20 protein-coding genes and 1 tRNA gene are annotated in these 18813 nt (G+C 70.9%); 8 read left to right on the top strand and 13 right to left on the bottom strand.

Annotation, left to right across the window (positions count from 1 at the left end; translation table 11 throughout):
• Positions 1-5: 5 nt before the first annotated feature.
• Positions 6-1175 carry an MraY family glycosyltransferase gene (locus ACFIF2_RS13130; RefSeq protein ID WP_395572780.1) on the bottom strand — a complete coding sequence of 390 codons (1170 nt, stop codon included), beginning with the start codon at positions 1173-1175 and terminating at the stop codon, positions 6-8.
• A 308-nt stretch (positions 1176-1483) separates the two neighbouring features.
• Here ACFIF2_RS13130 and ACFIF2_RS13125 point away from each other — a divergent pair, with 308 nt between their 5' ends.
• The 3 genes from ACFIF2_RS13125 (at position 1484) to ACFIF2_RS13115 (ending at position 8378) form a co-directional block, all read left to right on the top strand.
• Positions 1484-3766 carry a (Fe-S)-binding protein gene (locus ACFIF2_RS13125; protein WP_395572779.1) on the top strand — a complete coding sequence of 761 codons (2283 nt, stop codon included), beginning with the start codon at positions 1484-1486 and terminating at the stop codon, positions 3764-3766.
• 176 nt (positions 3767-3942) lie between these two features.
• A complete protein-coding gene (locus ACFIF2_RS13120; protein WP_395572778.1) occupies positions 3943-4962 on the top strand; it encodes a Yip1 family protein in 1020 nt (339 codons plus the stop codon).
• A gap of 191 nt (positions 4963-5153) precedes the next feature.
• Positions 5154-8378 (top strand): FG-GAP repeat domain-containing protein, encoded by a 3225-nt coding sequence (locus tag ACFIF2_RS13115; RefSeq protein WP_395572777.1) that lies wholly within the window; start codon positions 5154-5156, stop codon positions 8376-8378.
• A 70-nt stretch (positions 8379-8448) separates the two neighbouring features.
• Here ACFIF2_RS13115 and ACFIF2_RS13110 read toward each other — a convergent pair whose 3' ends face one another.
• Positions 8449-8946, bottom strand: a complete 498-nt coding sequence (locus ACFIF2_RS13110; protein ID WP_395572776.1) for a phosphoribosyltransferase — start codon at positions 8944-8946, stop codon at positions 8449-8451.
• 13 nt (positions 8947-8959) lie between these two features.
• Positions 8960-9535: a dCTP deaminase gene (dcd, locus tag ACFIF2_RS13105; RefSeq protein ID WP_395572775.1), complete on the bottom strand. Its 576-nt coding sequence runs from the start codon at positions 9533-9535 to the stop codon at positions 8960-8962.
• 511 nt (positions 9536-10046) lie between these two features.
• On the opposite strand from dcd, the gene ACFIF2_RS13100 reads away from it, so the two are divergent.
• Positions 10047-10120, top strand: a tRNA-Gly gene (locus ACFIF2_RS13100).
• Between the two features lie 49 nt (positions 10121-10169).
• On the opposite strand, the gene ACFIF2_RS13095 is transcribed toward ACFIF2_RS13100, so the two are convergent.
• The 10 genes from ACFIF2_RS13095 to ACFIF2_RS13050 form a co-directional block, all read right to left on the bottom strand.
• Positions 10170-11339, bottom strand: a complete 1170-nt coding sequence (locus ACFIF2_RS13095) for a tyrosine-type recombinase/integrase (RefSeq protein ID WP_395572774.1) — start codon at positions 11337-11339, stop codon at positions 10170-10172.
• Positions 11339-11551 (bottom strand): excisionase family DNA-binding protein, encoded by a 213-nt coding sequence (locus ACFIF2_RS13090; protein ID WP_395572773.1) that lies wholly within the window; start codon positions 11549-11551, stop codon positions 11339-11341. The genes ACFIF2_RS13095 and ACFIF2_RS13090 overlap by 1 nt, the downstream gene beginning before the upstream one ends.
• The gene (locus ACFIF2_RS13085) at positions 11544-12839 is read right to left on the bottom strand and encodes a replication initiator (protein ID WP_395572772.1); all 1296 of its coding nucleotides are present in this window, start codon (positions 12837-12839) and stop codon (positions 11544-11546) included. The genes ACFIF2_RS13090 and ACFIF2_RS13085 overlap by 8 nt, the downstream gene beginning before the upstream one ends.
• Before the next feature lie 152 nt (positions 12840-12991).
• The gene (locus ACFIF2_RS13080; protein WP_395572771.1) at positions 12992-13237 is read right to left on the bottom strand and encodes a SpdD protein; all 246 of its coding nucleotides are present in this window, start codon (positions 13235-13237) and stop codon (positions 12992-12994) included.
• A 25-nt stretch (positions 13238-13262) separates the two neighbouring features.
• Positions 13263-13457: a hypothetical protein gene (locus tag ACFIF2_RS13075; RefSeq protein ID WP_395572770.1), complete on the bottom strand. Its 195-nt coding sequence runs from the start codon at positions 13455-13457 to the stop codon at positions 13263-13265.
• Between the two features lie 15 nt (positions 13458-13472).
• Positions 13473-13664 (bottom strand): mobile element transfer protein, encoded by a 192-nt coding sequence (locus tag ACFIF2_RS13070; protein WP_248509980.1) that lies wholly within the window; start codon positions 13662-13664, stop codon positions 13473-13475.
• Positions 13665-13676: 12 nt separating this feature from the next.
• A complete protein-coding gene (locus ACFIF2_RS13065; protein ID WP_395572769.1) occupies positions 13677-14339 on the bottom strand; it encodes a DUF2637 domain-containing protein in 663 nt (220 codons plus the stop codon).
• A gap of 88 nt (positions 14340-14427) precedes the next feature.
• Positions 14428-15807, bottom strand: coding sequence for an FtsK/SpoIIIE domain-containing protein (locus ACFIF2_RS13060; protein WP_395572768.1), 1380 nt, complete (start codon positions 15805-15807; stop codon positions 14428-14430).
• Positions 15807-16163: a hypothetical protein gene (locus tag ACFIF2_RS13055; protein WP_026235468.1), complete on the bottom strand. Its 357-nt coding sequence runs from the start codon at positions 16161-16163 to the stop codon at positions 15807-15809. The genes ACFIF2_RS13060 and ACFIF2_RS13055 overlap by 1 nt, the downstream gene beginning before the upstream one ends.
• Before the next feature lie 156 nt (positions 16164-16319).
• Entirely contained in the window at positions 16320-17105 is a 786-nt protein-coding gene (locus tag ACFIF2_RS13050; protein WP_395572767.1) for a GntR family transcriptional regulator, read from the bottom strand.
• Between the two features lie 107 nt (positions 17106-17212).
• Here ACFIF2_RS13050 and ACFIF2_RS13045 point away from each other — a divergent pair, with 107 nt between their 5' ends.
• The 4 genes from ACFIF2_RS13045 (at position 17213) to ACFIF2_RS13030 (ending at position 18813) form a co-directional block, all read left to right on the top strand.
• Positions 17213-17620, top strand: coding sequence for an NUDIX hydrolase (locus tag ACFIF2_RS13045; protein WP_395572766.1), 408 nt, complete (start codon positions 17213-17215; stop codon positions 17618-17620).
• 46 nt (positions 17621-17666) lie between these two features.
• Complete coding sequence (locus ACFIF2_RS13040; RefSeq protein ID WP_395572765.1) at positions 17667-18098, top strand: ATP-binding protein; 432 nt, start codon at positions 17667-17669, stop codon at positions 18096-18098.
• A gap of 128 nt (positions 18099-18226) precedes the next feature.
• Positions 18227-18439 carry a hypothetical protein gene (locus ACFIF2_RS13035; RefSeq protein WP_395572764.1) on the top strand — a complete coding sequence of 71 codons (213 nt, stop codon included), beginning with the start codon at positions 18227-18229 and terminating at the stop codon, positions 18437-18439.
• Positions 18436-18813, top strand: a complete 378-nt coding sequence (locus ACFIF2_RS13030; protein WP_395572763.1) for a hypothetical protein — start codon at positions 18436-18438, stop codon at positions 18811-18813. Before ACFIF2_RS13035 ends, ACFIF2_RS13030 begins: the two co-directional genes overlap by 4 nt.

Raw genomic sequence — 18813 nt, 5'->3', positions numbered from 1 at the left:
AACTCTTATCCGTTCCTTACACGCAACGCCGCGCTGACCTGCTCTTTCTCCGAGCGCCTGGCCTGACGAACCGGGAAAATCATCCCCCGGGAGGACGCACCCCCAGGGGATGCGGTTGCCCCAAGGGGCCGCTGCGAACCCTCCCGGGGCCGGCCCACCGGCACCCTCGCCCCCGCCCGCCCCGGCACCCGCGCCCCCGCCCGCCCCGGCACCCCGTACACCCGCACCCGCAGCAGCCCCGCGACGGCCGCCACCGCGCACACCGCCACGCCCAGCACCGCCGCCTCCCCCACCCGGCCGGTGTGCACGAGCACGCCCACGAGCACCGAGCAGAACGAGGCCGCGCCCAGCACGACCACCGCACCCTGCGGGGTGAGCCCCAGCTTCCGCAGCCGGTGGGCGAGGTGGTCGGGGCCGCCGCGCAGGGCGGGCCGCCCGGCCAGTCGACGCGCGAGGAGTACGAGGACGGCGTCGACGCACGCCACCGCGGCCAGCGCGAACAGCACCCCCGCGTCCGCCCAGGGCTCGCGCCCCGGCCGGGTGAACACGGCGGCGCCCGCCAGCAGGAAGCCGGCGAAGAGCGACCCGCACGCGCCGAGCGCGCTCCGCGCGGGGTGCCGATTGTGCGGCAGGAACCCGGCCAGCGCGGCGGCCAGCACACTCAGCAGCACCGCCAGCCCGTCCATCAGCTCCGCCGCGGCGCACGCCCCGACCCCGAAGGCGGTCACCACGCCCACCGTCCCGGCCACCCCGTCGGCGTGGTCGAGCCCCCGAAAGGCCGCGGCGACCAGGGTGATCCAGCCGACGGCGCACACCCCCGCCACCGGCCCGGTCACCTCGTACGGCACCACGCACGCCGCCGCGACCGCCGTACCGGCGACCAGCCAGCGCCGCCGCAGCCGCCAGACGTCGGCGGCCAGGCCGAGCGCGGCGACCGCGGCGCCGGCCACGAGCAGACGGCCGACGCCCGAGCCGAGCGGCACGACCCCGGCCCGGTCCCCGGCCCAGGCCACCGCCCCGGTGACGAGCACCACGGCGACCCCGCCGAGCAGCGGGACGGGCCGCTGCCGGCGCCGGTCGACGACGCCGAGGCGCAGGCCCGGCACCCTCAGCAGCGCGGCCAGCAGGGCGGCGAGGAGGAAGGAGGCGGTGGCGGCGGCGATCCCGTAGAGCACGGGCATAAACTATGCCGAATATCACGAATTGCTATGAATTGCCCCTCATGCGCGGCGTGGCGCCACTCGGCGCGGTCACCCCGCCGCCGTCACCCCGCCGCAACCGCCCCGCCGACCGGCGGTCGGGCCGGACGCCGGGCGGCCTGGTCACGGTTACCTCCGGCCTGGTCAGGGTTGCCTCAGCGACGCAGATCACCGCACGTCCGACTACAGTGCGGCGAAGGATGGGGGTACTCTCAGACGAACTGAATAAGTTACCGCTTAGTAATACCGCCCCCTCGTAACCTCGCAGGCCCGAGGAGCCCCCAATGCAACTCGCCGCGATCATCGTGTCGCTGGTCCTGATCGTGGTCGGCGTCGCACTGTTCGGCCGCGCCGTCCTGCAGATCGTCACCTACATGCGGCTGGGCCAGTCGGTACCGGCCGGCACGCGGACCGACGAACCCGCACAGCGCACCCTCACCGTGGTGAGGGAGTTCCTCGGCCACACCCGGATGAACCGCTGGGGCATCGTCGGCGTGGCGCACTGGTTCGTGGCGGTGGGCTTCTTCTCCCTGCTGCTGACGATCGTCAACGCGATCGGGCAGCTCTTCGAGGCCGACTGGATCCTGCCGGTCATCGGCGACTGGGCCCCGTACAACGTCTTCGTCGAGTTCATCGGCACCATGACCGTGCTCGGCATCCTCGTGCTCATCGCGGTCCGCCAGCTGAGCAAGCCGAACAAGCCGGGCCGCAAGTCCCGCTTCGCCGGCTCCAACTTCGGCCAGGCGTACTTCGTCGAGGCCGTCATCCTCATCGTCGGCGTCTGCATCTTCATGCTGCACGCGCTCGAGGGCGCCCTGCACCACGTGGACGGCTACGAGGCGTCGTTCTTCATCTCGTACCCGGTCGTCTCCGCGCTCGGGGACCTGGACGTCTCCACGCTCCAGAACCTGGTCTACTTCTTCGCCGGCCTGAAGATCGCGACCTCCTTCATCTGGATGATCACGGTCGCCCTGAAGACCGATATGGGCGTGGCCTGGCACCGCTTCCTGGCCTTCCCGAACATCTGGTTCAAGCGCGACGCCAAGGGCGGCACGGCCCTCGGCGCCCTGCTGCCGATGACGTCGGGCGGCAAGCCGATCGACTTCACCGACCCCGGCGACGACGACGTCTTCGGCGTCTCCCAGGTCGAGCAGTTCTCCTGGAAGGGCCTGCTGGACTTCTCCACCTGCACCGAGTGCGGCCGCTGCCAGTCGCAGTGCCCCGCCTGGAACACCGGCAAGCCGCTCTCCCCCAAGCTCCTGATCATGTCCCTGCGCGACCACGCGCACGCCAAGGCCCCCTACCTGCTGGCCGGCGGCGGCAAGACGATGGAGGGCGAGGAGAAGGCGAGCGAGGAGCAGCTCGCCGGTGTCCCGGCCGCCGCTCTGGCGGAGGCCGAGCGCCCGCTGATCGGCACCGTCGAGGAGAACGGCGTCATCGACCCGGACGTCCTGTGGTCCTGCACCACCTGCGGCGCCTGCGTCGAGCAGTGCCCGGTGGACATCGAGCACGTCGACCACATCGTCGACATGCGCCGCTACCAGGTCATGATCGAGTCGGCGTTCCCGTCCGAGGCGGGCACGATGCTCAAGAACCTGGAGAAGAAGGGCAACCCCTGGGGCCTGGCGAAGAAGCAGCGCCTGGAGTGGCTCAAGGAGCTGGACTTCGAGGTCCCGGTCGTCGGCAAGGACATCGAGGACCTCACCGAGGTCGAGTACCTGTACTGGGTCGGCTGCGCCGGCGCCCTGGAGGACCGCGCCAAGAAGACCACCAAGGCCTTCGCCGAGCTGCTGCACATCGCGGGCGTCAAGTTCGCCATCATGGGCGGCGACGAGAAGTGCACCGGTGACTCCGCCCGCCGCCTCGGCAACGAGCCCCTCTTCCAGGAGCTCGGCATGGAGAACGTCATGTCCCTCAACGCCGCCTTCGGCGAGGAGATGGACGACGACGGCAAGGTCACCGACGAGTCCCGCAAACCCAAGTCGGCCAAGAAGATCGTCGCCACCTGCCCGCACTGCCTCAACACCCTCGGCAACGAGTACCCGCAGCTCGGCGGCGACTACGAGGTCATCCACCACACCCAGTTGCTCCAGCACCTGGTGGACGAGGGCAAGCTCGTCCCGGTGACCCCGGTCGAGGGCATCATCACCTACCACGACCCGTGCTACCTGGGCCGCCACAACAAGATCTACACGCCGCCGCGCGAGATCATCGCCGCCGTCCCGGGCGTCCGGAACGAGGAGATGCACCGCCACAAGGAGCGCGGCTTCTGCTGCGGCGCCGGCGGCGCGCGGATGTGGATGGAGGAGCGGATCGGCAAGCGCATCAACAACGAGCGCGTCGACGAGGCCCTGTCCGTCAACCCGGACATCGTCTCCACCGCCTGCCCCTTCTGCCTCGTCATGCTCACCGACTCCGTCAACGGCAAGAAGAACGACGGCAAGGCCAAGGAGTCCATCCAGGTCGTCGACGTCGCCCAGCTCCTGCTGGACTCCGTCAAGACCCCGGCCGACCCGGCGGGCGAGCCGGAGACCGAGACGGAGCCCACGCCGGAGCCGGTGAAGTAACCGGCCCCCGCCCCGGCACCCCGAGGTACGCGGCCCCCGACCCCCAGCGGGTCGGGGGCCGCGGCCGTTCGCCGGACCGGAACCGGGCCCTGCGCCGGGCCTTGGACCGGGATCCGGACCGGTACCGGAACCACCGCACGCCCCCTAGGGGACTCCCCGCTCAACCCCCGTAAGGGATGTCACAGCTCGGCCCCAAAGGACCCCCCGAACGGCCGGGCCCCGCACGTCACTCTCCGGGACCAGGTACGTTCGAAGGCGTGGCTGGATTCAGGATCGGACGCGGCCGGAACAACGGCGCTCCCAACGCGCGACCGCAACACCCTCCGTACGGACAGCAGGCGCCCCAGGGACCGCCGTACGGCAGTCCCGCGACGCCTCAGCAGCCGTACCCGCAGCAGCCGTACGGAGGCGGCGGCCCCGCCTCCGGCGGCTCACCGTGGCCACAGCCGCACGGCGGCGGGCACGGTGAGCCGGAGTACTTCGGCGACGGCGGCCACCCCCACGGCGGCGGCCCCCACGGGGGCGGCCACGCCCCGCACGACCCGTACGCGGCCAACAACCCGGGACACACCCAGGCGTTCACGGTCGGCGACGACCCCTACAACCAGGGCGGCACCTACCGCGCCGGCTCCGCCGCGCCGTCCGGCCCGGTCGGCCCCCGCCTGCACTGGAAGGCCCTGCTGAGGGGCGTCGTCCTCGCCCCCAACCAGACCTTCCTCCAGATGCGGGACTACGCGATGTGGGCCCCGGCGCTCATCGTGACCTTCCTCTACGGCCTGCTCGCCGTCTTCGGCTTCGACGGCGCCCGCGAGGAGGCGATCAACGCCACCCTGTCCAACGCGGTGCCGATCGTCCTGACCACGGCCGTGGCGATGGTGCTGAGCGCGTTCGTCCTGGGCGTGGTCACCCACACCCTGGCCCGCCAGCTCGGCGGCGACGGCGCCTGGCAGCCGACCGTCGGCCTCTCCATGCTGATCATGTCGCTCACGGACGCCCCCCGCCTGGTCTTCGCCCTGTTCCTCGGCGGCGACGCCTCCTTCGTCCAGGTCCTCGGCTGGGCCACCTGGGTCGCGGCCGGCGCCCTGCTCACCCTCATGGTCAGCCGCTCCCACGACCTGCCCTGGCCGAAGGCGCTGGGCGCCTCGGCGATCCAGCTCATCGCGCTGCTGTCGATCGTGAAGCTGGGCACGTTCTAGCTCCTTCGAGCCCGGTATCGGGCTCCTTCGAGACCGGTACGGAAGAGGGCCCTCGGCGTCGCGTACGCCGAGGGCCCTTCCCCTGCCGCGCGGTGATCACCTACTGCTACTGTCGCCCTGCTCGCGCAGGGCAGAGCGGCGAATCGTGAACGCCCCCCTTGCGTCGAATGCCCTGGGGAGGGACTTCTTCCGTGATTCGTCCGCCGCACAAGCGGGCCGAGCGCCGTCGGCGCGCGCTCGCCCGTACCGCTCTCGCCGTCGCACTCGCCGTGACCGCCGGGACCGGCGCCACCACGGGCACGGCCGTCGCCGCGGAGCCCGGCGTCCCGGCCGAGCCCGTCGTCGTCAGCCCGGGCGCCCGCTTCGTGCCGCGCGCCACCCTCGTCCTGAACGCCGGCGAGACCGGCTTCCTCACCGCCCAGGAGGGCGACGACCGCCTGCGCTGGATCGACTACGCCACCGGCGCGGCCACCGTCCTCGACCACCGGCTGCCGAAGCCGCTCGCCTACGACGTGGACGACTTCCGCTTCACCCAGTACCCGGGGGACTTCGGCCACGGCTCCGACACCGTGGCCGTCCACCACCCGTCTCCCGCCCCGCACGTGACGCTCCAGCAGCGGGCCGGCGGCCCGACGGCCACGATCCCGATCCCCTCGGGCCAGTCGTACGTCGCGACCTACGGCGACACCGTCATCACCCGCACCGGCGCCGAGAACGCCGAAACGAGCCTGCACCTGCTGCGCATGGAGAACGGCCAGGTACGGGACCAGAAGCTGGACGGACTGCCCGAGGGGTGGAACCTCACCATCAGCGAGGGCGACGCCCGGTCCGTCGCCGTCCGCGCGATCAAGTGGGAGGACACCACGATGTCCCAGGGGTGGTGGGTCGTCGACCTCGCCACCGGGAAGCTGAAGACGCTCTCCCCGCACGGCGAGAGCGTCTCCTTCGACCAGGACACCGTCTTCCACCTCGGCGCCCCGGAGACCTACGCCGCCCAGGTGTACCGCCGCGACGACCTCGACGCCGAGCCGGCCACCCTCGACCTGCGGAACACCTCCTACGACGACACCCTCCGGCCCCTCGCCGGGGGTCTCGCCTCCGTCTCCAGGCCCAACCCGGGCAACAACGAGTACCGGGGCAACGAACTCTCCCTGCGCGACCTCGCCGGAAACCACCTCAAGTCCCTGCTGGCCGTCGCCTCCCCCTCCCTGCACCGCACGCCCGACGGCTCGCTCCTGGTGGCCGGCGCCGAGCAGCAGACCCACTACGGCCCGCTCGACTGGGGGTACTACCTCTTCACGCCCGCCGCGGACGGCACCGTCGCCCGCGAGCGCGTCGCCGACATCGAGGACATGGCGGCCGACCCGGCCGGCATCGCGCTGGGCAGCGGCATCCTCACCACGGCCGACGACTCCAAGCTCTTCATGCCGCACACCTACGTCGGCGCCTACCGCAGCACCTGGCTGAAGACCTCCGGCCGCCCGGAGGAGCTGAACACGACCGTCGACGGCCTCATGGCGGGAAACGACAGCGACTGCGGCTACGCCGAGATCGGCTACTGCGCCACCCTCTTCGCCGGCGGTGACGGACACCACGGGCGCGAGACAGCGACCGAGCAGGGCGTCACCATGCTCTACCGCAACGGCTCCGCCTCCTGGGGCCCGCGGGTGACCTCCGGACACGACAGCCCCCAACTCGTCGACCTCTCCGGCCGGTTCGGCATCGTGGACGAGGCATCCGGCGGCACCCAGTCGATCCTGCACTTCAAGGACGGCGACACCGGCAGCGTCCTGGAGAGGCGCGACCAGGTCGCGGCCTCCGTCTGGGGCAGCACCCTGTGGAGCGCCGCCGGCTCCTGGAACGACCCCGACCTGGACGTGGCGACCACGGTGGCGGCGAGGAACCTGTCGACGGGCGCCACCGGTGAGACCTTCGACGCGGGCTGCGCGCCCCGCGAACTCCAGGCCGTCGGCCGCTGGGTGTACTGGCAGTGCGACGACAACTGGCCCACCTACAAGAGCGGCGGCCTCTACGACCGGCAGGCCAAGCGCACGCTGAAGCTCGGCGCCGACGACACCCTCCTCGGCGACGGCTACCTGGTCCGCCGCTCGGACCAGGCCGGCCTCACCCTCGTCGACCTGCGGGGCGGCCTCCCGGCCAGTGGCACGGAGGCGGACCTGCCCCGGCGGGTGATCGTCACCGCCGCCGAACTCGGCGACCGCACGGTGCGCCGGGCCGGCTGGACCGTCGACCGCTTCGGCGGCCACGTGGCCTACACGGGCGCGGACCGGCGCGTACGGATCGTCCCGTCGGGCGTCCCCGCCTCCCCGGTCGCGGTCATCGACGCCGACACCCCGGCGGCCGTCGACGTCCAGGCCGGCGCCTGGGCCGCGCGGTGGTGGCTGTCGAAGCCGGGCGCCTCGTGGTCGCTGACGCTGAGGCCCAAGGGCGGCGCGAAGGCCGTACGGACCCTCACCGGCGGCGAGGCCCGCGGGCTGCTGCGCGCCTCGTGGGACGGCAAGTACGCGAACGGGCAGCTCGCCGCCAACGGGTCCTACACCTGGACCCTGACCGTCAAGCCCGCCGACGGGGTGGGAGCCGACCTCACGGCCTCCGGGACCGTGAAGGTGCGCGGGGGCGCCGCCGCCTGGCGCGACCTGGCCGGCGACGACGGCTTCGGCGACCTGCTGGTGACGGACTCCGCCGGGGCCGTGTCCCTGTACCGGGGCACGGGCACCGGCGGGGTGTCCGCCCGCACCGCCGGATCCGGCACCGCGTTCCCCGCCGGCACCGTGCTCGTGCCCTTCGGGGACGTGGACGCCGACCGGTGCGCGGACGTCCTCGCACGGGTCGGGGACCAGCTCCGGGCCTACCGCCCCGGGTGCGGGAAGGTCGTCACCGCTTCCTCGCCGTACACGTCGATCGGCGGCGGCTGGGCGCAGTACGACCAGCTCACGTCGTCCGGCGACGCCGACGGCGACGGCTACCCGGACCTCATCGCCCGCCAGGCCACGACCGGCGACATCTACTTCTACGCCGGCACGGCCGACCACCGGTTCGAGCCCCGGGTGCGGATCCAGACCAACTGGAAGCTGTACAAGCGCGTCACCGGCGCCGGGGACCTGAACGGCGACGGGCGCGGCGACCTCCTCGGCGTCGACTCCGCCGGCGTGCTGTGGCGGTACTACGGCACGTCCACCGGCGGCGTCACCCCGCGGGAGCGGGTCGGCGGCGGCTGGAACACCTACTCCGCCCTCGTCGGCACCGGCGACCTGTCCGGCGACGGGCGCACCGACCTGCTGGCCCGGGACACCACCGGGAAGCTGTGGCGCTACGCCTCCACCGGCGCCGGCACCTACGGCGGCCGGGTCCTGGTCGGCACCGGCGGCTGGAACACCTTCAAGGGCCTGTTCTGACCCGTCACGCCAAGGGCCCCCGGCGCGCCACGCGCCGGGGGCCCTTCCGCATGCCCGTACGACCGCCCGGTCAGGCGTCCAGCACCTGCCCGGTGCGCCGCACGACGGGCGGCTGGACGCTCCACGGGAAGTTGATCCACTCGTCGGTGCGCTTCCACACGTACTCGCACTGGACGAGCGAGTGGGACTTCTCATAGATCACCGCGCTGCGGACCTCGGCGACGGTGTCGAGGCAGAAGTCCCGCACCAGCTTGAGCGTCTTGCCGGTGTCGGCGACGTCGTCGGTGATGAGGACCTTCTTGCGGGAGAAGTCGATGACGTTGGGCACGGGCGCGAGCATGACCGGCATCTCGAGCGTGGTCCCGACGCCGGTGTAGAACTCGACGTTCACCAGGTGGATGTTCTTGCAGTCGAGCGCGTACGCCAGCCCGCCGGCGACGAAGACCCCGCCCCGCGCGATGGAGAGCACTATGTCGGGCTCGTACCCGTCGTCGGCGACGGCCTGCGCGAGCTCGCGCACGGCGACGCCGAACTGCTCGTAGGTCAGATTCTCCCGAACATCACTCATGCGCGCGTCCTGCTCATACCTGGGTCCGATGGAAGTTGAGGAAGGACCGGGAGGCCGTCGGCCCCCGCTGGCCCTGGTAACGGGACCCGTACCGCTCGCTCCCGTAGGGGTGCTCGGCCGGCGACGTGAGCCGGAACATGCACAGCTGCCCGATCTTCATCCCCGGCCACAGCTTGATGGGCAGGGTCGCGAGATTGCTGAGCTCCAGCGTCACGTGCCCGGAGAACCCGGGGTCGATGAACCCGGCGGTGGAGTGCGTGACCAGCCCGAGCCGGCCGAGCGAGCTCTTCCCCTCCAGTCGCGAGGCGAGGTCGTCGGGCAGCGAGACGACCTCGTACGTACTGGCCAGTACGAACTCGCCGGGGTGCAGGATGAACGGCTCGTCCCCCTCCGGCTCCACGAGCCGGGTCAGGTCCGCCTGCTCGACGGAGGGGTCGATGTGCGGGTACCGGTGATTCTCGAACACCCGGAAGTAGCGGTCGAGGCGCACGTCGATGCTCGACGGCTGCACCATGGAGTCGTCGAAGGGATCGATGCGGACCCGTCCGGATTCGATCTCGGCCCGGATGTCCTTGTCTGAGAGAAGCACGCACCGAGGATACGCAAGGCGCGCGGAGCTGCGACAACCGCCGCCGTCCCGCGCGCCCGAACCCCTCCCGGGGTGTGTGCTAGCGCTTCCCCGAACCCACCGGCACGGCACTGCGCAGCCGCGCGCACCGGGGACATCGGACGAGCCGGCCGGGGCCGAGTCGCTCGGCCTGCTGCATCGGGAACGAGGCGGCGGTGAACACGTGCCCATCGGCACAGCGGAGGACGGTGCGATCCATCAAGTCCTTCAAGTCCCTTCCCCAAGAGCCGCGTCTGGCTGACTACCCTGACGACAAAAGCCACACTACGGGATCAAAGAGACGACTCTCCAGGCGGCACTCCGGCCCCTCCCGGCACCTCTCCCAGGCCCCCACCGTACGCCCCAACTCCGGCCCCCCGCAGCCGCGATCCCCACACCCGAACACCCGTCGGCCCCACGGCGCGAACACCGGGGGCCGACGATGGGGTAGAGTGACGGAGCGTCCAGGCACCGACCTCGGTCGGCGTCTTACGCGGGTGTAGTTTAATGGTAGAACATCAGCTTCCCAAGCTGAGAGCGCGAGTTCGATTCTCGTCACCCGCTCCACGAAGAAGGCCCAGGTCAGAGACCTGGGCCGTTTTGCTGTCCGAGGTGATCACTGGCCGCGTGCCAGATCCGTGCCAGAAGGTGTCTCGGCCGTCTTCCGGGCAGCCTCTTCCCGGGCCCTCCGGACGGTGGCATCGAGGCCGGCGGCGACCTCCTCCTGTCGCTCCTCGTCGGAGTGCTGATAGATCAGCGCGGCCTTCTCGGACGACTGCCCGGCGCGCACCATCGTGTCCTTCAGGGTGGCACCGGAACGGGTGGAGAGGGTGTGCCCGGTGTGTCGCAGGTCGTAGAACCGGAAGCCCTCCGGCATGCCAACGACCTCCCGGGCCTTCCGCCACTTCCGCCCGAAGGTGCTGCGCCGGAAGGGAGCCCCCTTCTCCCCGACGAAGAGCAGCCCGTCCGGGCCCGGCTCGGCGTAGGACTCCAGGTGCCAACGGAGCTCCCGGCGGAGGAAGGCGGGAAGAATCACAGTCCGGGTGCCCGCTTCAGACTTGGTGCCGCCCTGGACGCGGCGCCCGTTCATCCGCTCCGGTTCGGCGAGGCGGACTCGGAGCCGTAAGTGGTCAAGGTCGACGTCCCGGCGCCGGAGACCGGCCAGCTCTTCGGGCCGGAGAGGACCGTAGGCGCCGAGGTAGACCAAGAGCCGCCACCGCATGCCCACCGCGTTGGCGAGGGCGTCCACCTGGTCGACGGTGGCGATACGACGCTCGGCGGCCTTCTCCTTACCCGCACCCTTGATGCGGCACGGGTTGCGTGTGATCAGCTCGTCATCCACGGCCGTCTCCATGATGGCCTTGAGGAGTCGGTACGCCTTTGCCGTGATCGTTTTGGCACCCGTGAGCCGCAGCCGTTCAGCCCGCCATTCCCGGACGCGGGGCGCGGTGATCTCGTCCAAGTCCAGGTCGGCGAAGGCGAACAGGTGCTTGTCGAGGAGGTAGCGGTAGAGGTCCTGCGTCAGCGGCGCGAGCTCCCGTTCCTCCACCCACTTCTCGGCGTAGGCCCGGAAGCTCACCGCGCCCGCGTCGGGGTCACGCCACTCGCCACGGCGGATCTCGGTCTGCTTCTCGGCGAGCCAGTCATCGGCGTCCGCCGTCGTCTCGAAGGTGAAGGGAGCGGGACGCATCACACCGTCAGGTCCTGGATAGCGAGCCTGATAGCGGCCTGACGGCAGTTTCCTGATTGCTCCGAAGCGGCGTCGTCTGCCTCGGTTGTTGGCCATCAGGCAGCCCTCCCGTAGCGAGCGCGAGGCCGCCGGATCGGCTCGACCGTATGAGACGAGATGAACTCGGCAAGGGCGCTTTCTGGGATACGTACGTGCCGACCGACCTTGACGTAGCGGATACGCCGCTCCTCGATGAGTCGCCGAGGAAAGCTGACCGTGGTGCCGAGCAGTTCCGCGACCTGCCCGACCGATAGATAGCGCTCAGCCACGTGTGGGCTCTCCTTCCGTTCCGGGAGCGGGCTCGATGGTTTCGGCGAGCCAGGCTTCGGCGTCGGTGAGGCCGGTCCCGGCGTAGATCCAGTGCGCGAGGACGAGGGTCGTGTCCGGGTCGGTCTCGGCCGCTTCCAGGGCTTGTGCGCGGCGCCATACGGCGCGGGCGTGGCGGAGGGCGCCGAGAGTGGTGGAGTAGCGGCGGGACTTGGTGGAGAAGTGGCCGCGGAAGCCGAGCATGTGGGCCCAGGCCCGCAGGCGGAGGTGTTCGAGATCCTTGCGAGCGCCGAGGGTCCAGGCGGTGCGGATGAGTCGGCGGGCGTGGTCGCTGATGTCGAGCTGGGCGAGTTCGGCGAGGAACTTCAGCGGCCGGTCCAGAGCTCCCGTGGCGGTCTCGGCGCCTTTGGTGGCGTACTTGGCGATGTAGGCGGCGACGGCCCGTTCGGTCAGCTCCTGGCCGCCGTCGAAGTCGGTCGAGCGGATGGTGCGCACGTCGAGCTGACGGCCGAAGGCGAAGGTGTGGGCCCGGCCGTCGATGACCGGCCCGTCCACGCGAGCGGCGGCAGCAGCCGACCGGATGGCATCGGTCAGCAGCTCGGCGGTGGCCCAGGCAGGTGGCGGGGTGTCGCCACCCTCGGGGCCGTCGATGCGGATGACGGCGTGGAAGTGGACGGCTCCGCGCTTCTGGTACTCGGCGACCTTGGCGAAGGACACCCGGGCGTGCTCGCGGAAGGCCCGCTGTGTCACGCCAGCGCGCTTGGCGACCTCCCGGCGCAGATAGGTCGAGAAGCGCCGCCACAGCGGACCGACGTGGGCGTTCCACAGCACGGCTGCTTCGTAGTCGTAGGTGTCCGGGTCGAGCGGGGTGCCGAGTGCGGGGTCGTCCTGCTCGTGGAGGGCGCCGCAGCGGCAGCGACGGACCGAACCGGCCGGGTCGGTGGGGCGGTTGTGGACGGGGCCGAAGCTGGGCGCGGTGAAGGTGGCGAAGACGCGCGGGTGGGCGGCGACGCGTTCGGGGACGCCCTTGCCGCCGCGCAGGCCGCTGGTGATCAGGTGGAAGGTGTCGCGGCGGTAGATCTCGGCGCAGGCCGCGCAGCGGGTGGTGCGGCGGTTGTTGCAGCGGACCAGGAGGTGCCCGGCCGGGAGGCTGGAGGAGTCGAGGTGGTGGAGGACGTTGCCGATCTCACCGGTGCGGGTGTTTAGGTCGTACTCGGTGCGGTAGCCGTCGAGGCGGATCGGGTGGGTGCAGCCGCCGAGGCCGGCGAGCTGGCGCAGGAGTGCGGGCATGGTGCCCAGGGCGGCCAGTTCGCCGAGTTCCTGGAGCGGGGGCGGAGTGGCGCGGGTGATGATGGTTTCTCCTTCTGGTTTCGGCTGGAGGGAGAGGGCCCCGGGGCGGCGGATGCTTGGCGGTATCGAGGCCGCCCCGGGGGTCTGGTGTGTCAGCGGCGGTGCTGGTCGCGGAGCATCGAGCGCAGGACCACGGCGGCGACAGCCACGGAGACGGCACTGACGGCGACGGCGGCCAGGAGCGCGGTCAGCACGACGCCGCCGACGAGGGCGGCCGCGACCGCTCCCGTGCTGACGGAGATCTGAGGGGCGGGACGCCGCGCGGGCGCCTGTTCGGCCACGGCGTGGGGGTACGCGGGCGGCGGCGTCGGGCTGTCGGGGTACTTGGGCAGGAACACGGCGAAGCTCTCCTTACCTACTCGTCTAGTCATGTGAGTCGTTGACGATGTCCACGCCGGAGCGCGTACCGGACTCGATGGCCGGAGCCATGAACGTGTGCGAGAGCCAGAAGCCGAAGAGGGCGATCAGGACGACGATCCATGTGCGGACGCCGAGGAACTTGACCGCTCCCCAGGCGAAGAAGCCGAGGACGGCGACGAGCGGGAGACTGACGGTCACGGTGTGCGGGTCCTTTCAGCGGACGGGGCAGCGGTGGGTACGGGCGGCCAGTTCGGCGGCGGCACGGCTGTCGTAGTCGGCGGAGAAGCCACAGCGCGGGGCCGTGCAGGCGGCGGTGTGCTTCTCCCGGCCGCGACCGTCGTAGTACGTGCCGACCTGGACCGGGCCGATGCGAGTGACGGAGCGGAAACGGCGGTTGGTGCTCACGTAGGTCTCCTCTCAGAGCTGGGCGGCGATGGCGTCGGCCATGGGCGGCGGGACGCCGAGGCGGGCGCGCAGGGTTGGGGTGTCGATGGCCGTCCCGGTGCGGGCGTGGTGCTCGGCGGCGACCTTGCGGGCGTGCTCGACCAGAGCGGCCGGGACGGCGACCGGAGGCGTGGGCGATGCCGGGATCGGTACCGGCTCGACTGCCGGAGGTGCCGGGAGTTCCGGTGCGGGGTAGAGGTCGGTGTCCTCTTGGCCCTCGATCTCCTCGGACGTCTTTCCGTCCACGGCGTCACTGGTCTCGTCGTACGATGCCGGCGGGGAGTGGACGAGGAGGGTTCCGCCGAGGAAGGCGACCGCGGGCCAGCCCGCGACGAGGATGCGGAGCCAGGCCGGTACGTGGTCGAGGTCGAGCAGTCCGGCGGTGGCGATGTTCGCGCCGAGGGATGCGGCGAGGGCGATCAGGAACCAGCACCACCCGGCCGCTTTCGCCTCCCTGGAGCGCAGTCGGCGCCAGGCGGCGACGAGCAGCAGGTCGACGCTGATCGGGTAGGCCCACGCCTTCCACCCGTCCTGTCCGGCCGCCGAGGCGACGTCGTGCAGGTGGGCGAAGGACAGCGCGGCGGCGATGACCGCTTGGACGAGCACCGCGTCGACGCGGGCCAGGTGGGCACGCATGCTGCGGCTCCTTCCGGATTCAGACATGGGAGGGGTAGGGACGTGGCGTGAGGCGGTCACGCCGACCGGGGATGCGTGGGGACGCGGATCAGTCGGTCACTGGCCGGGGCCACACGACCGGGTCCGGCGTCTGGACGGTCGGCCGTACGGGCACGTCGGGCCGGAAGGGTTTGAGCGCGGGCAGGTCGGGGACAAGGTGGGCCGACTCGCGGCAGGTCTCGGCGGCGTTGCCGAGGGAGAGGTACGGGGTACGGATGCGGGACCAGCCGCCGGAGGTGTCACCGGCCACGGCGAGGCCGGGCCGTTCGGGGGCGATGGCGCAGGCGGCGGAGACCGCTTCGGGGGCGATGTCGCCGAGTGCCATCTTGGCGGAGGCTTCGTCGTTGACGCGGTGGCAGACACGGCCGGTCAACTGGGCTCGCAGCATGGTCGCGCCCTTGCCCAGTTCGGCGCCGAAGCGCTGGCCGCAGACTTCCAGGTAGATGCCGGCGGCCCGGCCGAGCTGGGCGAGCCGGATGAGCTGGGTGACCATCTCGTCCCGGCGCTCCTCGTCCTTCTTCGTGGCGACGAGGAAGAGTTCGGCCACCTCGTCGACGAACAGCACGACGGGCACCGGGCGTTCGTGCTCGGGCAGGCCCCAGATGTCGGAGGTGATCTCCTCGTCCGGTGTGCTCGGCGCGATGCCCTGCCGGGCCTTGATCAGGTCGTACCGGTCCTCCATTTCCTTGATCAGCACGGGCAGCAGCTCGGCGGCCTGCTCCGGGTCGGTGGCGAGCGCCGACAGACGCGGGGCGAAGGGCGCCAGTTCCACGCCCCGCTTGCAGTCGATGCCGACCAGGGCGACGGGTTGACGGGCGAGGCCGGCGACGAGGTGACGCAGGTACATGGACTTGCCGGACAGCGTGGCGCCGAGGGTGAGTTGGTGCGGCACGGTGCGGTAGTCGCGTACGAACGGAGTGGCGTCCTCGCGCAGCGCGACCGGCACCCGGAGCAGGTCCGGGCGGAGCTTGCGCGGCATGCGCACCCGCCGCAGCACGTCGAAGCCGACGAGCCGCAGTTCCACCACCCCCGGCTTGATCGTGCTCACGTAGACGGCGTGGACGCCCCAGGCGTGCCGAAGCCGTTCGGCGGAGGCGGCCACATCGGCGGGTTCCTGGCCTGGGGCGAGCCGCAGGCGGACCCGCAGCCCCGTCGTGGTCGGCCAGATGATCCCCCGACGCGGCGGCACGGGCCGGACTTCACGGCGGGTGGTGGCTTTGACCGCCAAGACCCGCAGCCGGGAGGGCGCGACAGTCAGACCGCACGCCTCCATGACCGAGCTGTAGGAGCTGAGCAGCCGGACCGTGGATATCGGTAAGCCGACGGTGGACCAGTACACCCCGGGGTGCTTGGCCCGGGCGTAGGCGGCCCCACCGCCGAGTGCGGCGACGGGACCACCCACCTCCAGCAGCGTTGCCAGGTCGGTCATCAGGCCGCAGCCCCCACGGAGGCGGGGTAGGCGGCCGGAGTGACGGCGGCGGCCCGGAAGGCGATGCCGTGCCGCTGCTGCCCGTTGAAGACGCTTTCCCACGGCCGGGCGACCAGGCCCGGCAGAGAGACCGGGGCGCCGAGGGCGAGCCCTTCCGCCACCCCGCTCTCCGGGACGGTCACCTTGATCAGGGACGACTCCCCCTCCTCGATGTAGACGACGCCGATCGTCATCAGGGCCTCACCGCTGACGGCGTCCTTGGCGATCTCGCCCGTCTGCCGGTCGCGGACCTTGGGTTCGGGCGCCTCGGTCAGCAGGATCGTCGCGGCCGAGGTCTCCACACGGATGGTGCGCAAGGTTTGTTCCCATCTACTCGTCTAGACAAGCTGCAGTCTTCGAACCCGGCGACGCCGGGAACGTCGACCACTCTGCCACACCACTTGCCCACTCGTCTATACGAGTATGCGTGTCGGGGTGTACGAGTCCGGGGGAGTGGCCTCGCGAACCGCCGATCAGTTCGCCGGGAGCTGGTAGGAGAGGACGTAAGCGTCGGCGGCCATGACCGTGTCACAGACCTCCACGGCTCGTCCGGCCGTGTCGAAGGCGGTGCGGATCAGGTGGATCACCGGCACGCCGGAAGCGAGTTGCAGCGTCTTGACCTCGGACGGCGAGGGCATCCGGGCCCGGATCTCCTCCTCGAAGTGGTCGAGCTGGTGGCCCAGCTCCTCGAGTCGGGCGTAGATGCCGCCGGGGCCGGGATTCGGCTCGGCGATCTGCGTCCCGCGAGCGATGTCGAGCGGCAGGTACGAGGTGGCGAACTCGACCGGCCGTCCGTCGAGCAGGTACCGGCGACGCCGGGCGAGCACGCGCCGCACGGAGCCGAGGCGGGTGGAGATGTCCTGGCTGGCCTTCTCCTCCTTGACCTCCAGACTGTCCACCTTCGGGTGACTGCCGGCGGCGTCGGCCTCCACGATGAACGCGGACTTGCCCTGCTCGCGGTGGCGCCGGGCGAACCGGTCCGAGGCGAGCCGCCGCACCGGGGGCCGGGGCCGAACGAAGACGCCCTTGCCGTGCTCGGCGTACACCAGGCCCTCGCCCTGGAGAACCGAGAAGGAGTTGCGGACCGTCATCCGGGAAACGCCGTAGTGCTCGACCAGCTCAGCTTCGGAGGGCAGCTTCTCCCCTTCCTTGAATCGCCCACGGTCGATGGCCTCGCGCAGCTGGTCGGCGATCTGTCGGAAGACTGCCCGATCACTGGTCGGGTCGAGGCCGCCGAGAATGCTCGGTAGAGACGTCACGCGTACTCCTTTAGGTATCTAGACGAGTGGGCGAGTGTTGTTGCTACGGTGGAGAGCCTAGTCAGCCGAGAGGGCCGAGGAACGTGAGCACAGAACGCCCGCACTCCGTGAGCGTCGCCGGGGTCATCGTCGACGACCAAGGCCGGGCCCTCCTGATCAAGCGCCGCGACAACGGTCACTGGGAGCCCCCGGGCGGAATCCTCGAACGTGAGGAAACCATCCCCGAAGCCCTCCAGCGCGAAGTTCTCGAAGAGACCGGCATCAAGATCGAGCTCCCTGCAACCCTGACCGGCGTCTACAAGAACATGACGGGCCTGATCGTCTCCCTCGTCTTCCGCTGCCAGGCAGCCGACGGCACCCCCACCACCGGAGACGAGACCCGCGCACTGCGCTGGGCCACCCGCGAAGAAGTCATCGACCTTGCCGACGAGGCCTACGCGATCCGCGTCCTTGACGCACTCGACGCGATGTCTCCGCCGGCCATCCGCGCCCACGACGGCGTGAAACTCGTCTAGCCCGAACCCGCTGCACATGGCGGCCTACCAGCATGAAGGAACTTGTATGCACGAGTATACGAGTACAGCCCGGGTCTGGGGACTGTCTTGCCCAGGTTTCCCGGAAGAGGTCAGCCGGGCCCGCCGCTGGACCCGGGACATCCTGCGCGGATCTCCCCTGGCCGACGACGCCGAGCTGATCGTGAGCGAGCTGAGCGCGAACGCGGTCCTCCATACCGCCAGCGGCATGCAGACGGGCAGCTTCCATCTGGCGCTCGCGGTGTCCCCGCAGGGGGTCGCCCTCTCGGTCACGGACGAGGGAGGCACGGGCACGGCTCCGAAGGTCGAGCACCAGGACGACCAGGCTGAGCACGGCCGGGGCCTGGGCATGGTCAGTGCGCTCGCACACCGGGTCGTCGTCTACGACAGCCACGGCGGCTACACGGTCACCGCGGAGCTCTTCACCCAGGCCCGCTTGGCAGGGGGAAACCAGTGTTGACGTCCCGGCATCCCGAAGCACTGGACGCGGCCAGTGGCCCCCTTCACTACCGCAGCCAGGCTGCCGCCTACCCCTCGCACGCGGCCCACTCCATCCCCCTGGGGACACACGACACCACGAGCCCGCGCTTGGCCCTGCGCTGGTTACAAGAGCGCACGCGCCACATCACCGACCAGCTCGACGCCGCATACGCGCAGCCCGGACTGCACTGGCTGATCGACGAGGCAGAGCACGAACGAGCCCTCGCCTACATGACCGCAGGAACGGGCTACCAACTCACCCTGCATGACGAGAACGCCCACTACGTCCTCACCGCCCACCGGATGGGAGCGGCCTCGTGAGCGGGACAGTCCGCGGCTACTGGTGCGAGTGCTGGACCGAACACGTCACCAGGCCGGACCCGCCGGCACTCCGAGCATCGTTCGACGCGTACTCCGCATCCCAAGCAGACCGATGGGTGGCCATCGCACTCCGCACCATCTCACCGGCACTCGACTCGGACGCCTCGGACGAAGCGTGGGCATGGCTGCACGAGGACCGCGCCGAGACGAGGAGGGCTCTCCTACGCTCCGAGCCGTGCACGGTGACCGTCAAGCACGCTCAACTCCGCATCACTTGGACCATCCGTCCAGTGCTCTACCTGCCCCTCGCACACCGGCAGGCCGCTGAACTTCCGGCCTGTGCCTATGCCTTCAGACCCCAGCCGACCGATTGA

It is taken from the genome of Streptomyces sp. BK79 (genome assembly GCF_044142145.1).
Taxonomy (GTDB): domain Bacteria; phylum Actinomycetota; class Actinomycetes; order Streptomycetales; family Streptomycetaceae; genus Streptomyces.
Note: the sequence above shows the minus strand (reverse complement) of the source record. Positions and strands in the feature narration are given on the sequence as shown.

Coding starts and splice junctions, on each gene's coding strand:
- ACFIF2_RS13085 (WP_395572772.1), bottom strand. CDS start 12,839: ATGCCCGCACTCCTGCGCCAGCTCGCCGGCCTCGGCGGCTGCACCCAC.
- ACFIF2_RS13040 (WP_395572765.1), top strand. CDS start 17,667: ATGCACGAGTATACGAGTACAGCCCGGGTCTGGGGACTGTCTTGCCCA.
- ACFIF2_RS13060 (WP_395572768.1), bottom strand. CDS start 15,807: ATGACCGACCTGGCAACGCTGCTGGAGGTGGGTGGTCCCGTCGCCGCA.
- ACFIF2_RS13110 (WP_395572776.1), bottom strand. CDS start 8,946: ATGAGTGATGTTCGGGAGAATCTGACCTACGAGCAGTTCGGCGTCGCC.
- ACFIF2_RS13125 (WP_395572779.1), top strand. CDS start 1,484: ATGCAACTCGCCGCGATCATCGTGTCGCTGGTCCTGATCGTGGTCGGC.
- ACFIF2_RS13095 (WP_395572774.1), bottom strand. CDS start 11,339: ATGGCCAACAACCGAGGCAGACGACGCCGCTTCGGAGCAATCAGGAAA.
- ACFIF2_RS13065 (WP_395572769.1), bottom strand. CDS start 14,339: ATGCGTGCCCACCTGGCCCGCGTCGACGCGGTGCTCGTCCAAGCGGTC.
- ACFIF2_RS13120 (WP_395572778.1), top strand. CDS start 3,943: ATGTCACAGCTCGGCCCCAAAGGACCCCCCGAACGGCCGGGCCCCGCA.